Source organism: Chryseobacterium koreense CCUG 49689 (assembly GCF_001045435.1).
In the GTDB taxonomy this organism is placed as follows: domain Bacteria; phylum Bacteroidota; class Bacteroidia; order Flavobacteriales; family Weeksellaceae; genus Kaistella; species Kaistella koreensis.
In genome coordinates this window covers 1-15,581 of sequence record NZ_LFNG01000030.1, presented here as the reverse complement: position 1 = coordinate 15,581, position 15,581 = coordinate 1, and the positions used below count along the sequence as shown (strand labels likewise).

Here is a 15,581-nt window from a genome sequence, read left to right as displayed (position 1 = left end):
TCCGTTCCGAAAGTAAAATTCAGCGGCTGCCATTCTCCCGGACAATACGCGGAATCCGTCCTCACCCAAACCGTGGTATTGGCGGTGTAGCTCCAAGTGGCGGGATTTGGGATAAAGTTGTTGTTTCCTGCAGCGGCATCTGTAGCATTTAAATAATATCGAACCGTGAATAAGGACGCGTTGGTAATGATTTGCGGCGTGATCAAATTCAGATTCACCGGAATAATTCCATCGAAATTATCGTCGCAATTAACACCGTTAAAAGCGGCCAGATTCCAAACCGGTTTCGGGGATTCGGTGACTGTGATGGTTTTCGTGAATACACATCCCGAAGCATTGGTGAATGCGATGGTATAAACGCCTCCGGTTAAGGTTGCGGTGTTTGTCGTGGAAATCACGGTGGTTCCCTTTTTCCATAACCATGCGGTGTAGATAGTTTCCGCATTCAGCGTGATGGAGCTTCCCTGGCAAATGGTGTATGCATTAAGCAAGGCAGTCGGGGTGGATTGTTTGAAGACGACATCCAGTTTCCCGATCACATCACAGAACCCGGCTTTCTTAAATCTATAATAGAAAGTGGTATTTCCCGTGATGGTTTGTGCGGCCGGGATATTCGGTGTGTTTGCCTGCGCATTAGCCAACGTGGAGAAATACCTCACCGTAGCTGCGGCATCCGCGGTAAAGAGATTTCTATAGTTTCCGAGGTTGATGTTTTCGGTATTGTTCAGGTCATTATCACAAACCGTCACTGAATCGGCGTTTGTGATGAGAGGCAGATCCGTTCCGAAAGTAAAATTCAGCGGCTGCCATTCTCCCGGACAATACGCGGAATCCGTCCTCACCCAAACCGTGGTATTGGCGGTGTAGCTCCAAGTGGCGGGATTTGGGATAAAGTTGTTGTTTCCTGCAGCGGCATCTGTAGCATTTAAATAATATCGAACCGTGAACAAGGACGCGTTGGTAATGATTTGCGGCGTGATCAAATTCAGATTCACCGGAATAATTCCATCGAAATTATCGTCGCAATTAGCACCGTTAAAAGCGGCCAGATTCCAAACCGGTTTTGGGGATTCGGTGACGGTCACTGTCTGTTGATGGGTACATCCTTCCGAATTAGTAAAGGTCACGGTATAGGTTCCGACACCAGCAGTAATGGTTTGCGTAGTGGCACCGGTACTCCATAGAATTCCAGTATATCCCGGTCCTATATTTAGAACGGTTGTTCCTCCCTGACATACTGTAACAGTGGGCGGAAGCATTGGCGAAGGTGTGCCCGATTTGAATGAAATATTCAGCACGCCGATCTCGTCACAGAATCCTGCCTTGGAAAACCGGTAGTAAAAAGTAGTATTTCCGGTAATGGTTTGTGCAGCAGAAATTACCGCGGAATTGTTTTGAGCATCTGCTAGACTAGCGAAGAATTTTACGGTGACTGAAGTATCTGGGGTGAATCCAGTGATATAGTTATTGAGGTTAATATTTTCGGTATTATCCAAACCAACGTCGCACACGCCTTCATTCACAGGATTGGTAATACTTACTTTTGGTCCGATATTTAACGTGACCTGCATGACCACCGGTCCACAAACACTCGGTGAAACTACTCGAATCCAAACCGAATTATTCGTGGCGGAAAAGCTGTGGACTCCAGTGATGTTATTGGTTCCGCCAGCATTTGCAAAAGCGAGCGAGGTATAATACAAAACGGTGAATGCAGTAGCATTTTGCACGATAACTGGCGTAATTGTGCTTAAGTCCACTTTGTACACTCCATCGATAATTCCATCAATGTCTTCATCGCAATGGATTTTGGTGTACAATGTAGGGGTCACCACCGGTGGTGCAGTAATCTTCAGTTCGATTTTGGCACTGGTCGCACAGCCGAATGCATTGGTCAGTTTCACATACACAAATCCGGGTGCAGAAGTGTAATTTGCCCATTGTGCAGTCGGAATCGGGTTGGTTAACGCCGCGTCTGTGAAATAAGCTTTTGTTGCGGAAGTATCCGGAGTTACTGCGGCCGACGTCAAGTTGAAAACTGCAGTTCCGGTGGCTGAACATGCGTTGAGAACCTGGTCGTAATGCTCGATTTGGTTCAGGTGAATGGTTGCTTGCGCTGTTTCTGTATCCGGAATAGAACCGTTTCCTTTAAAGGAATATTTGAAAGTGTCTGTTCCGGTTGCGTTCACATTTGCAACGTAGGTAATTACTCCAGTCGTGGTATTTACGGTGGCGGTTCCCTTCGTAGGAGGCGTTTCAATCTTTACCGAAGCCGGAATTAAAGCTTGGGTACTTAATGCAAACGCAGGGTTGATCGTCGTGGTGTCGCAAATGTCATATTCATAATCAGTATAGGTGGTACAATTGTAGAATTTGAAATCTGCGGTTTGTATTTCCGGACAAGAACCTTCTTGAATTTTCACCGCATATATTCCCGCCTGTGTTGGGCTGTAATTAAAGGTGTTGTTTATTCCTGGAGCGGGGCTATAGGTGCCGTCAGGATTTTTGATGAGCCAAAGGTAAGAGCTGAAGCCTTCAGTTACCGAAAGTGTTACTCCTGGTAGGCAATTCCCATCGGTTTTGATAATGGCCGGAATAAAAGAAAACCCTGCGAAATAACCGCCATAACCAACTGCATCATTACCTGCTGAGATCCCTGCAGTGACTGCACGGCTTGAAAAAATAGCAACATTACCAGATATGCCTGGAAACGAGTACGTCACCCAATTGTTATTTCCGGATACATTATACGGGCCATTTGAAGCAGTAATGGGGAGTGAAACGCCATTTCGCTTAATATCAATGATGGCTCCTTTTTCAGTGATGACATTCAATTTTGTGGGAACATTTAGAAGTCCACCTGGATTACCGTTTGAAACAAAGTAATTCTCGTCGATTTTCCCAATTTCATCAATCTTTTTCGGGAGATAGCAACTTAATGGCGGAATATAGTTAAATCCGCCGGTAGCAACTTCAGAAGATCCTCCGTCGCCCGCCAACAGCTGATACACATAGGCGTTTTTGCTGGTGCGGACATACATATTATAATGAGTCCCACCTTGTTGGATGTACGCTGTGTTGTCCGTTAAATAAAATTGACCGGCATTCAAGTTGGCAACAGCTATGGGATTTCCGTTGACGAAAACCTGTGTTCCATCTTCATGTGCCACCACCATTGCCTTTTCCATATTGTTGTAAACATTTCCGTTCCCTTTCATGAGTATAAAGTCGGTTCCCAAACGATCTACAGGCACGCCCTGATCCATCAAAATGTCAGAAGAGGAGCTGTAGTTTCCGGCATATTGCCCGTTAAAATTTCCGTTGGCGATAACCACCGGTTTGGATGCTATAATTTTGGCTCCCACAAATCCCTGGAAATTTTGGCTGTATGATCCAAAGCCGTCGATAATATAGGATTGCCCCTTGTTTAATGTAAAAGTGATTTGGGTTCTCGGCACATTATCCGAAAAAACAACGTTGGGCTGAAAACCTGTCACCGTAACAGAAGTATTGTCCTCCGTTGCCATTACGCTCGTCATGAAATTTAGGATGCTGTTGCTGACCGTTATAGGAGCCATTACTGCCCTGAATTCTGTGCCTTTTCCTGCAGTCCCTTTTGACGTTTGGATTTCGCCGTGATTGTTGACGGAAAATCTCAAACTCGCGAAAAATGGCTTGTCGCCGTTTAAATAATAGCCCATCGCCACCGGTTTGAAGAGACTCGCCTGACTGGTAGTAATGATTTGACTTCTTTGTGTATTAGAAATGATGTGTCTTCCAGGGTTGTTTTTACTGATCATATAACTTGCTATGACCGCATTATTGAAGTAAACATCCACCTTGAATGGAGTAGTTTCACTGGTCGACATGTAAATGGATTGGTTTTGCGAGCTATTACCCACTCGATCCACCATCGGCGCAAACCAGTGCTCGCGGTCAAGCTGTGCGTTGGAGAAAAAGTAAAACAGCGAAAATAAAAGGAGTAGTAGTTTTTTCATTCTGATGGAAATATTCTTCACAAATGTAATATTTTATTGATAAATCATAAAGAATATTAACAATTTATTGACAGGTAGCGATTTTTTGTCCAAGCTACGACTGGATCATGATTTGCCATTTTTTGCGCTGCTGGTACTGGTTTTCTTTCAGCATTGGAAAGTCTGGATGACCTTAAAACCCAATTTTGGAAAAATTTAAAGAAATTTTAACATTCAAAATTCGGTTACAATTTTTGAAAGCCATAATTTCGTCATGTTATTTAATCAGATCTATTACTGGTCTTAAAATTTAGAATCATGGTACAGTTTGTCATAGAAATCGCTGTAAAAATCATTGATTTCGTTTGCAGTCTCTTTTAGTTAGAATATTAATTCAATATATTTGTAGGGTATAATCAATTCGGTTTGGTTATGCCTTTTTTATGGACTATGAAAAAAATACTTGCAAAACTCATCCTGAAAATTATCGGATGGAAAGTAGTTCTACAGGGCGATGTAGATAATCTGAACCGGTGTATCCTGGTTGTCGCGCCGCATACTCACAACAGCGAATACCTTTTGGGGAACCTCGCTTATTGGTCACTGGGTAAACCCTTGAAAGTCATCATTAAAGATGCCCATACCAAAGCTTGGTATGGCGGAATTGTGAAGGCAATCGGCGGAATCGGGATTGACCGCTCCCAGAAAAATGACCTCGTGAATTTCGTTGCAAAGCAATTCGAAAAAGAAGATTTTAGCCTGGTCATCACGCCGGAAGGTACCAGAAGCTGGGTTCCCAAATGGAGAAAGGGATTCTACCACATGGCTTTAGCCGCCAAAGTGCCCATTGTGCTTGCAGCCGGAGATTTCAAACGAAAAACCATCAATCTCGGCTACATCATTCCTTATGAAAAAATCGCATCCGAATCTTATGAGGAATTGATGAAGGAAATCCAAGATTATTACGTGAAATTCGATGTTCACCCGAAAATTCCTGAAAACTGGAATCCTTCGATTTATTGATCATTAAGATTTAATAATTAACAATTTATAATGAAACGCGTTTCGCTTATTTCGCACACGGATTGAAGTGACCAGCGAACCAACCCGATCGCGTAAGGAAAAGTGGCAGCTTGTCCACAAATTATATAAAACCAATGGATTTTAACAATAAAGAACAGATCTTAAATCATCTCAACAATTGGGGTCAGGAAAATATGGCGAAATTTCTCGACATTATTTTCACTGATGTTACCGAAGATTCCCTCACCGCAACCATGCCCGTAACTTCAAAAGTCCACCAACCTTATGGAATTCTCCACGGCGGAGCAAGCTGCGTTTTGGCGGAAACACTGGGTTCGTGCCTTTCGGTTTTGCATGTGGACACTGAAAAAGTAGTGCCGGTGGGAACCAACATTAATTCCAATCATCTTCGGAGTAAAAGGGAAGGAACTTTGACCGGAACCGCCCGCTTTATCCGGAAAGGCAATACCATGCACGTTTCCGAAATTGAAATCCGTGACGAAAAAGGAAACCTGATCAACCATACCACGATGACCAACAATATCATTCCAAGAATGAAATAGGGTAGTTAGAGGATTTGAGATTGAGACATAATGTCTGCATTTCTTCAACTTTGAAAAAAGCCAGAATGTAATTACTCCGCAGGAATGCTATCTTAAAAATTACAAGTATAAAGTCAAATGATTTATTACCGGTTGCCATTTTCAGATTCGATTTTTACCGTGAATGAAAATTCCGGTCAGCAATCGGTTTCCTTCGTTTCTTTTGATGAAGGGGAAACCATTGATTTCTATGGGAAACCGGAGGAAATTTCAATGAAAGATTTCAGGGATCAACCCGTTTTTTCAGATTTTCTGAAAACAGAACTTTTGCATTTTGAGGAAGAAACTTACTCTGATTATCAAAAGAAATTGGATCAGGTCATCCGGTTCATCCAAGAAAATCATCTTCCGAAACTGGTGATTTCAAGAAGGAAAGTGCTGAGTTTTGAACCTGAAGAAATAAACCTTTCCGAAACCTTCCTTAATCTGTGCAAATCCTATCCAAACGCTTTCGTGTATTTTTTTGTTAAGGACGGAAAATGCTGGATGGGCGCATTCTCTGAGCTTTTAGGTAAATTCCATCCATCCACTTCCGAATTCGAAACCATGAGTTTGGCGGGTACGCTCCCCAATGAAGAAAGCTGGTCCGCCAAAGAAATCGAAGAACAAAAACCGGTCACCGATTTCATTAGAAATACGTTAGAGAAATATTCCGAAAATGTGGAACAATCAGCAACTTATGACCATTTTTCCGGAAACATCAAGCATCTGCGGACAGATTTTAAAGCGAAAATAAAGCCCGAAAATCTTGACGAAATCATCTCCGAACTTCATCCAACTCCTGCTGTTTGCGGGATTCCGAAGGATTTCTGCAAAACGGCGATTGAAACTTTCGAGCAGCATCCGAGGAATTTCTATGCAGGATATATCAAGGTGGAGACTTCGGAAAGCGTTCAATATTTCGTAAATTTGCGCTGCGCCGAGTTTTTTTCAAATGCAGCCCTCATTTATGTGGGTGGCGGAATCACCGCAGAAAGCTCCACAGAAAAAGAATGGCGCGAAACCGAACTGAAATCGGAAGCAATCCTAAAAAATCTGAGTTTAGTAAAGCCAGGGGAGTGATTGCCGTTTCAAATTTTGGGGCCAATTCGGTTTCTGAATTTGGATCACGTTCTGAAAACCTTTTTTAGTTCTTAATTATGCTTTCTTAATCGAAGAAAATGAAGATTCACCATATCGCCATAATTTGTTCCAATTACGAACTGTCGAAGAAATTTTACACCGAAATTTTAGGCCTAAAAGTTCTTCACGAAGTGTACCGGAAGGAAAGAGATTCCTGGAAACTGGATTTGGGAATTGGGGAACAGTATGTGGTTGAACTTTTTTCATTTCCCAATCCTCCGAAAAGACCATCCAGACCTGAAAGTTGCGGTTTGAGACATTTGGCTTTTTCCGTGGAAAATGTCGAAGAAAAGAGAAGCGAATTCATGCGAAAAGGTTTGCACTGTGAAGAAATCCGAACAGATGAATTCACCGGGAAGAAATTTTTCTTTACCAATGATCCGGATGATTTGCCATTGGAATTTTATGAACAATAGCTTTAAGGACAGGTCGTGAACGCTACAAAATAACATAATCAAAACAAAAATACATGAAAATCGGAATCCTCGGCGGCGGTCAGCTCGGAAGAATGCTTATTCAGAATGCACTGAAATATGATGACGAATGGTTCACGATAGATCCGGCGGAAGATGCACCATGTTCCGGAATCTCCAATTTCACGCAAGGAAATTTCAATAATTATGAAAATGTGTTCGATTTCGGAAAAGGAAAGGATGTTTTGTCCATAGAGATTGAACATGTGAATGTGGATGCGCTTTTCGAGCTGCAGGAAAGTGGCATCAAGGTGATCCCAAATCCGGAAATTATTGAAACCATCCAACAAAAAATATTGCAGAAGAAATTTTACGAAAAACATCAGATTCCGAGTCCGGATTTTCAAATCATTCAAAACAAGTCGGAGTGCAGTTTTCCTTTGCCTTTCGTTCAGAAAATGAATACAGGCGGTTATGACGGAAAAGGTGTGCAAATCATCAACAACGAACAGGATTTAGAAAATTTGTGGAATGTACCGTCTGTTTTGGAAAGTTTGGTGGATATCGACAAAGAACTTTCCATCATCGTGGCAAAAAATGAAAACGGAGAAACCAAAACCTTTCCGGTCACTGAAATGGTGGCAGATCCGAAACTGAATCTGCTGGATTTCAATATTTGTCCCGCACATATTTCGGAGGACGTTCAAGATCAAATCAACAAAATTGCTGATCAGTTCATCAAAGCAGCCGATTCTCCCGGACTTTTCGCCATAGAGTTATTTTTGGACAAAGCCGGCAAAGTTTGGGTCAACGAAACTGCGCCGCGACTCCACAATTCAGGACACCAAACCCAGGACGGAAACGCCAATTCTCAATTCGAACAATTTTACCGGGTGCTGAAAAATCTTCCGCTTGCAGATACCGAAGCAACGGGTTTCTCCGGAATGTTGAATCTGGTGGGCGAAGAAAATTTTCGCGGCAAGGTGAAGTATGAAGGTTTGGAAGAAGTCTTAAAACTCCCTAAAACCTATGTCCACCTTTACGGAAAAACCGAGACCAAACCTGGACGCAAAATGGGACACATCAATGTTTTGGCGGATTCCCGGGAAGCGCTTTTGGAGAAGCTCATCCACATCAAATCTTTGGTGAAGGTGGTTTCCTGAGTTTTATTGCTCATCAGTTCCGCTATTTTTTCATTTGAAAATTTGTAGTAACTTTAACCAACAAATATTTTTGCCATGAGTAACGTTGCCACAATTTTCGCCCGAAAAGGAGGTTTCAATCACCTCACGATTGAGCCCGAACAAACTGTTTTAGAAGCACTTCAAATGATGGCCGATAAAAATGTAGGCTCCATCGTGGTGCAGGATTCCACGGGTTACCTCGGGATTTTTACCGAGAGAAATTATTCCCGAAACGTCATCCTGAAAAACCGTCATTCCCATGACACAAAAGTGAAAGACGTGATGACCACCGATTTACCGCAACTCAAAATGCTGGATTCCCTTGAGTTCTGCATGAAGACCATGGCGGATTGCAATGTGCAGTACCTTCCGGTTTCCGATGAAGGTAAAATGCTCGGTGTGATTTCCATCAAAGATCTGATTCGAGAGCAAGTCCATCAGCAGAAGGATTTGGTGAAGTATTTACAGAATTATATTCAAGGCTAGATGAAGTTGCAGTGTTTGAGGGTTGGAGGGAATTAGAGCCCAAAGTGAAGGTGTCCTGAAAATTCAAATCTGGTTTTTACAAAAAATAAATCGATGAGGATCATGATCCTGTACTTCCGCTAAACAAAACGCAAAGTTGATGTTTGCGATATTTAAGAGTAAGGGAGCAAAGAATCCGCTGAAGGCTGATCAAGCGTACGCTACATCAATCCGCCGCGGCGGAAAAAATCTTTGCTCCCTTAAAAATGGGAGGTGTCCATAAAAAATCTTTGCGTAATAGAAAGAAACTCGACTTAGAGAAGGTCTATAATTCCTAATGACCGTAAATCAGATTTCGGGAGGAATACCGCAGTATTCTAGGAATAGGAATGAATAGGTGCAATAAACCCAGAAAAAAGGGCCACTTTTCGAGCAAAAAAAAATGATTTTGACGAATGATAAAACGCTCAATATTCTCCTTCCAAAGAATCAACTCACCAATGTTCACCCCTTCTTAAACATTTCTTTTTTATAGTTCGTGATAAAAACGCCCAAAATAATCAGCACCGTAGAAGCCAGAAATTCTGCGGAAATTTTTTCATGGAGAATCAGCCAGCCCAGAAAAATAGCGATGATAGTATTTACATAAGAAAGCAACGAAATTTGAGTGGGAGACACTTTCTTTAATGCATAATGGAATGCATAATAGGCGGCAACAGAACCGAAAATCCCCAGATAAACAATCGCTGCAATACTTTTTAAAGACCAGCTGGAAACTGCAATCTCTTTAGAAAATAAGAAGCCGAAGATGATCTGGACCACTGCGGCAACCAAGAACTGGTAAAATAAATTCAGGGAGATATTTTGATTTTGAAGGTGCAGCTTTTTGGTGAAGATGGAACCCAAAGACCACCCGACAACGCCGATGAAAATAGCGACCAATCCCCACAGATAATCAGGATTTGCCAAATCATGAAGCCCGTCTTTGAAGATCAAAATGATGCCGCCGAATCCTAAAATAATTCCCAAAAGCGAACGGAAAGTAAATTTTTCGAGACCGATAAAAATACTTCCGATAAAAATCAGGATCGGTGATGAAGCCGTAATCAGCGATGCCAAACTGCTGCTGATATGTTCCTCGGCGACGGTGGTCATGCCATTGGCAACAATGAGCATCAATATTGAAAAAAGAATCTGGATTTTGAAATTTTTCCAGCCGATCCATATTAATTCTTTATGGTAAAGTAGAATCACGATCAATAAAACCGCTGCCACCAACTGACGAATTCCAGCAACAAACCAAGGCGGAACGCTCTCCACCGCGATCCGTATTCCCAGGAATGTGGTTCCCCAAACCACGGCAACGGTGAGTATGGCGAAAGTGAGCTTCAAATCTTTAAACATTTTAGAAATCTAATTTTTGTCGGTTTGAAAGGGTTTTGATTCCAATCGCCGAAATGATGCAAAGCAAAATCAGGACAATCCACAAGATATGGTACCCAAAATGATCTGCCACAAAAGCGCCTCCTGCAGGAGCAATAATTCCCGAAAGCGACCAGGTGAACGTGTAGGCAGAAGCATAACTTGCGCGGCTTTCCTCACCGGCTCTCAATACCACAAAAGTGTTGATGAAAGGCAATGCAAGCATTTCGCTCAAAGTAATGAAAATAATGGCAACCACCGCAGAAACGACTACGGAGACCAGCGGAAAAAGAAACAACGCAAATCCAATCGCGGCCAGAAAAATTCCCGCATAGATGTAGATAATTTCCTTTTTCCTGGTTTGCAGATGCTGCACCAAAACCATTTCAAAGACTGCGATGATGATTCCGTTTAATCCCAAAATACTTCCTGCCAAAGATTCGTCAATATGCTGAATGTCTTTCCAGAACACGGGGACCAGTTTGAAAACGACCAGAAAACAGGAAATATAGATCAGTATCAAAAACAAAAATTTCATGTAAACAGTGTCTTTCCATGGTGATTTTGCTTTTTGGGCGAGTTTTTCCATGACGCCCTTTTTATGAAAATTGATGGTCGGCAGCAGGAACAGAATCAAAATTCCCACCGTGATATTGGTAACACCTTCCACCAAAAATAAAAGATGATAATCGATTGCCGCCAAAATTCCGCCCAGCGCAGTGCCCAATCCCATCCCGAGATTAACCGCAAAACGGTTCAGCGAGTAGGATTTGGTAATCATTTCGGGTTTTGAATAATAAGCGATCGCCGTGAAGTTTGCCGGACGAAATGCTTCGCTTACCAATCCAATGAGGACGGCAAATACGCAGAGCAAATGGAAATTGGTGATCTGTCCAAAGAAAATAAACAAAATCCCGGTGCTGAGACTCATTAAAATCTGTACCGCCCGGAATCCTATTTTCTTCATCATCAATGCGCTGGACAATGATCCCAAAACGGCGCCCACTCCAAAAAGCGTAATCACCAAACCTGCATCAGCAAGGCTTCTTCCAAAAATTTTGGTCACATAAACGCTCATGAAAACCGCCGCCATGGTTCCCATCCTGTTAATCATCATCACCAAAGAAAGCATCCAGCTTTCCCTGCTCAATCCGCTGAAAGCCGTATGGTAAGTTTTAAGGATTTTGTGAAACATAGGTGGAGTGGTGGAGGTTCAGAAAATATTTGCAAATGTAGATTTTATGGGAAGATTGGACAATGGTGACTAGGAATATTTTCGACAGTTTCGGTGGATTTCCGGAAATCAAATGCAATACCCCAAAATTTCATTAACTTTAAACCTTGAAATTTTTGAACAAAACCTTCGCAAGATGGGCTTTAAACTAGTACTATGGTCGGAATAATTATGGGCAGTCAAAGTGATTTGGCAATCATGCAACAGGCTGCAGATTTTTTGAAATCTTTGGAAATTCCTTATGAACTGACGGTCGTTTCCGCACACCGCACTCCGGAAAGGATGTTCGATTATGCGAAATCCGCAAAAAACCGTGGTTTGAAAGTCATCATTGCAGGAGCGGGAGGAGCGGCGCATCTTCCGGGAATGGTGGCGAGCTGCACCACTATGCCGGTGATTGGAGTTCCGATCCTGTCATCGAATTCTATTGACGGATGGGATTCTGTGTTGTCGATTCTGCAGATGCCGTCGGGAATTCCGGTAGCAACTGTAGCTTTGAACGGTGCTGCCAATGCCGGGATTTTAGCGGCGAAGATGATTGGAGTTTCTGATGAATCGGTTTCGCAAAAGCTGGAAGTGTATCAGAATTCTTTAAAAGACAAAGTCTTGGGAACCGTGGATGAAATCAAGAACTATCATCCCAACCATTATGACTAAAAAAATCGCAATCTTGAGAAAAGGTTGCGATTTTTTAGAGGTTTAAACCCTTAATTGGCCGGCAGGATTTTTCCGCTCACTTCGCCGAAACCTACACGGATTCCGTCTTTTTCAGCGAACCCACGCATAATCACGGTATCGTTGTCTTCAATAAATTTTCTTTCAGTTCCGTTGCTGAGTTGCAATGGGTTCTGTCCGCGCCAGGTGAGTTCGAGCATCGATCCGAATGAGTTTGGATCCTGCCCGGAAATGGTTCCCGATGCGTACAGGTCACCCACTTCCACATTGCAGCCGTTCACGGTATGGTGCGCCAGTTGCTGGTTCATGTTCCAATACATGTACTTGAAATTGGATTGGCAGATGAGGTTTTCTTCACCGTTTTCCGGTTGAATGGAAACCTCCAGATTGATGTCGAAATTTTTATCACCTTCAAACTGAAGATAGTTTAAAACTTCCGGCTCCTGCTTTGGCGATGCGGTGCGGAAAGGATTCAGCGCCTCCAAAGTCACCACCCAAGGTGAAACCGAGCTGCCAAAGTTTTTACCTAAAAACGGGCCGAGTGGAACATATTCCCAACTTTGGATATCTCTCGCAGACCAGTCATTGAACAATACCATTCCGAAAATGGCATCTTCGGCATCGGCTGTGGAAATGCTTTCGCCCATTTCCGTATTTTTATTCACAATGAATGCCATTTCCAGTTCGAAATCCAGCTGTTTGGAGGGACCAAAGATCGGTGAATCAGCTCCCGGAGGTTTCATCTGACCTTTCGGGCGAATAATATCAGTTCCGGAAATCACGATGGATGAAGCCCTTCCGTGATAGCCCACCGGAAGATGCCGCCAGTTGGGCAACAGCGCGTTTTCAGGATCGCGGAACATTTTCCCTACATTGGTCGCATGTTCGATGCTGCTGTAGAAATCGGTATAATTCGGAACGTGAACCGGCATCATCATTTTGACTTGGTCCAGTTCAAAGAAACAATCGGCGATGGATTTTTCGTCGTTGGCCAGTTTGGAATCTTCACCTAAAATCTGCTGCAGCTTCAGCCGCACGGCATTGGTCACCGGTTTACCCAGTTCGATGAATTCGTTCAGGGTATATGCTTCAAACACGTTTTCGTCCAAACCATTAATTTCATCGAAAAAGCCGTAATCATACAAGGTCGCTAAATCAACAATGAGATCGCCGATTCTGGTGCAGCACGCGATATACTCTTTATTAAAAACCGCTACACCAAACGGAATATTATGGATTGAAAAATCGGAGTTTTCGGGATAATCTACAAATGATTTCATAAAATTGGTTCCGGGTTCCACCATGTTCAGCATGCAAACCGGAGATTTTGATTATTAAAAAAATTATTTTTTGTTAAAGGCACTTTCCTCGATCCATCGTTCCTTGGAATTGATATCAATCAGATAGCGTATTTTTTTCTGCTGGGTCAGCAGCAAAGTTTTGGTAATCGGAATCGGAATTTTTTCACCTTCCAGCCGATCGGCTCTCAGGGAAATAATATTGTTTTTCGAACGGATCACATCGCCCGAAAATACGTTTGAACTGATTTCACCATTGGATTTGTCATCAAACATTTCAACAAAGGTGGATTTATTTCCTTTAATGATGATGAAGTTCCTTTCGGTGTGATCCGGGAAATCTTTGATCAGCACAAATTTCGAATCATCGATATCTACATTTTGAAGGTTCTTATTGATGCCGCGTTTTTCTTCAAGCCGGTCCAGAATGGCGTTCAAAGTTCCATATTGAGCCTTTATTCCGATAAAGGCTACCAATAGAATTAATGCAAAAATTTCCCTTTTTATCACTATTTTTCTTCTTTCTACAAATTGGTCTGTTTTCCTCGTACCTTCTTCTTCAAACTTCACACTTCTTACTTCTTATTTCGTACCACGCACTTCGCACTTCGCACTTCGTATTTCGTACTTCGTACTTCGTATTTCGTACTTCTAAAGGTTTCCTCTTCTTTCCTGTTCCCTTTCAAGCGCCTCGAAAAGTGCCTTGAAATTTCCGGCCCCAAAACTTTGTGCGCCGTGTCTTTCAATGATTTCATAGAAAAGGGTTGGTCGGTCTTCCACCGGTTTGGTGAATATTTGAAGCAGATAGCCTTCCTCATCATGGTCTATTAAAATCCCAAGATCTTGAAGTTTCTTCAAATCCTCATCAATGTGGCCCACTCTTTCCGGAACCATTTCGTAATAGGCTTCAGGTGGAGCCGACAAAAACTCAACACCACGCGACTTCAGTTCAGTAACCGTTTTGATGATATCTTTGGTGGCAACCGCGATATGTTGCACGCCTTCTTCCTCATAGAAATCCAAATATTCTTCCACCTGGGATTTTTTCTTTCCTTCGGCAGGTTCGTTGATCGGGAATTTGGCGTACCCGTTTCCGTTGCTCATCACTTTGGACATCAATGCAGAATATTCGGTATTGATCTGTTTGTCATCAAAACTCAAAATATTCACAAATCCCATTACATCTTCATACCACTTGACCACAGGAAGCATTCTGTCCCAACCCACATTTCCTACGCAATGGTCCACATATAAAAGTCCAACATCAGAAGGATTGTAGTCGCTTTCCCATTTTTCGTAACCCGGCATAAATGGACCGCTGTAATTTTTTCTCTCAATGAACATGTGAACAGTTTCACCGTAGGTATAAATTCCGGACATCCGCACTTCTCCGAATTCATCGGTGATGGTTTTCGGTTCCAAATAGGGTTTTCCTCCACGTTTCACCGTTTCCTCGAAAGCGGAATAGGCGTCATCAACCCAAAGCGCAAGAATTTTCACCCCATCGCCATGTTTTTTCTGGTGTTCACAAATCGGGGAATCCGATTTTAACCCTGAAGTTAAAACCAGACGGATTTTTCCCTGTTGCACCACATAAGACGCACGATCCCGAACTCCGGTTTCCGGACCTGCATAAGCAACCGACTGGAAACCAAATGCAGTCTTGTAAAAATGAGCGGCTTGCTTTGCATTTCCAACATAAAATTCGATATAGTCTGTTCCGTTAATCGGTAGGAAATTCTCTGCCTGAGCGATTTTTTCAGCAAAAGTAAGTGTTGACATTTTTCTTTTTTTGGATTAAAATTTTCTTTTGCCAAGATACAAATTTTTGGGAAATTTGGTTTTTGGTTTAAAGCCGGCTCAGGTCAAACGCATTAAAATCACCATGAATTCATGGAGGATTATGGTTTTTGACCGGGGTTTCTATTTCTAAAAACAACATGAAATACTCCGGAGGAGCATTATCTGTGTAGAAAGACTGACTGCAGAAAGTTTGCATTCCATAGGAATGCTATCTTAAAAAAAGCTTTTCTTTTGCCAGATCTGCTCTTAGAAATGAAAATTTACACCAACAACATTCAACTGTTTTTAGTCGGGTGAAAAGAGATAGCTCTGATATGGTTGGAAATCACCACTCCGTAGGAGTGAGAAGTTTGTAGCTCTGAT

13 protein-coding genes are annotated in these 15,581 nt (G+C 42.5%); 7 read left to right on the top strand and 6 right to left on the bottom strand.

Annotation, left to right across the window (positions count from 1 at the left end):
- On the bottom strand, positions 1–3,998 hold a 3,998-nt coding region (locus ACM44_RS13920; protein WP_048500665.1), incomplete at its 3' end, for an IgGFc-binding protein.
- 429 nt (positions 3,999–4,427) lie between these two features.
- On the opposite strand from ACM44_RS13920, the gene ACM44_RS13915 reads away from it, so the two are divergent.
- From ACM44_RS13915 to ACM44_RS13890, 6 genes are all read left to right on the top strand, one after another.
- On the top strand, positions 4,428–5,000 hold the full coding sequence (locus tag ACM44_RS13915; protein WP_048500668.1) for a 1-acyl-sn-glycerol-3-phosphate acyltransferase: 573 nt from the start codon (positions 4,428–4,430) through the stop codon (positions 4,998–5,000).
- A 134-nt stretch (positions 5,001–5,134) separates the two neighbouring features.
- A complete protein-coding gene (locus tag ACM44_RS13910; protein ID WP_048500664.1) occupies positions 5,135–5,563 on the top strand; it encodes a PaaI family thioesterase in 429 nt (142 codons plus the stop codon).
- Between the two features lie 117 nt (positions 5,564–5,680).
- On the top strand, positions 5,681–6,664 hold the full coding sequence (locus tag ACM44_RS13905; protein ID WP_048500663.1) for a chorismate-binding protein: 984 nt from the start codon (positions 5,681–5,683) through the stop codon (positions 6,662–6,664).
- 98 nt (positions 6,665–6,762) lie between these two features.
- On the top strand, positions 6,763–7,140 hold the full coding sequence (gene gloA2, locus ACM44_RS13900) for an SMU1112c/YaeR family gloxylase I-like metalloprotein (protein WP_048500662.1): 378 nt from the start codon (positions 6,763–6,765) through the stop codon (positions 7,138–7,140).
- A 53-nt stretch (positions 7,141–7,193) separates the two neighbouring features.
- Positions 7,194–8,300 carry a 5-(carboxyamino)imidazole ribonucleotide synthase gene (locus tag ACM44_RS13895; RefSeq protein ID WP_048500661.1) on the top strand — a complete coding sequence of 369 codons (1,107 nt, stop codon included), beginning with the start codon at positions 7,194–7,196 and terminating at the stop codon, positions 8,298–8,300.
- Positions 8,301–8,375: 75 nt separating this feature from the next.
- Positions 8,376–8,807 carry a CBS domain-containing protein gene (locus tag ACM44_RS13890; RefSeq protein WP_048500660.1) on the top strand — a complete coding sequence of 144 codons (432 nt, stop codon included), beginning with the start codon at positions 8,376–8,378 and terminating at the stop codon, positions 8,805–8,807.
- 483 nt (positions 8,808–9,290) lie between these two features.
- On the opposite strand, the gene ACM44_RS13885 is transcribed toward ACM44_RS13890, so the two are convergent.
- Positions 9,291–10,190 carry a DMT family transporter gene (locus ACM44_RS13885; protein WP_048500659.1) on the bottom strand — a complete coding sequence of 300 codons (900 nt, stop codon included), beginning with the start codon at positions 10,188–10,190 and terminating at the stop codon, positions 9,291–9,293.
- Between the two features lies 1 nt (position 10,191).
- On the bottom strand, positions 10,192–11,403 hold the full coding sequence (locus ACM44_RS13880; RefSeq protein ID WP_048500658.1) for an MFS transporter: 1,212 nt from the start codon (positions 11,401–11,403) through the stop codon (positions 10,192–10,194).
- Positions 11,404–11,598: 195 nt separating this feature from the next.
- On the opposite strand from ACM44_RS13880, the gene purE reads away from it, so the two are divergent.
- The gene (gene purE, locus ACM44_RS13875) at positions 11,599–12,099 is read left to right on the top strand and encodes a 5-(carboxyamino)imidazole ribonucleotide mutase (protein WP_048500657.1); all 501 of its coding nucleotides are present in this window, start codon (positions 11,599–11,601) and stop codon (positions 12,097–12,099) included.
- A 50-nt stretch (positions 12,100–12,149) separates the two neighbouring features.
- Here purE and fahA read toward each other — a convergent pair whose 3' ends face one another.
- The 3 genes from fahA to hppD all read right to left on the bottom strand — a co-directional run bounded on the left by fahA (position 12,150) and on the right by hppD (position 15,197).
- Positions 12,150–13,397, bottom strand: coding sequence for a fumarylacetoacetase (fahA, locus tag ACM44_RS13870; RefSeq protein WP_048500667.1), 1,248 nt, complete (start codon positions 13,395–13,397; stop codon positions 12,150–12,152).
- Positions 13,398–13,460: 63 nt separating this feature from the next.
- Positions 13,461–13,985, bottom strand: coding sequence for a hypothetical protein (locus tag ACM44_RS13865; RefSeq protein ID WP_316932560.1), 525 nt, complete (start codon positions 13,983–13,985; stop codon positions 13,461–13,463).
- Between the two features lie 81 nt (positions 13,986–14,066).
- A complete protein-coding gene (gene hppD / locus ACM44_RS13860) occupies positions 14,067–15,197 on the bottom strand; it encodes a 4-hydroxyphenylpyruvate dioxygenase (protein ID WP_048500656.1) in 1,131 nt (376 codons plus the stop codon).
- Between the last annotated feature and the right edge of the window lie 384 nt (positions 15,198–15,581).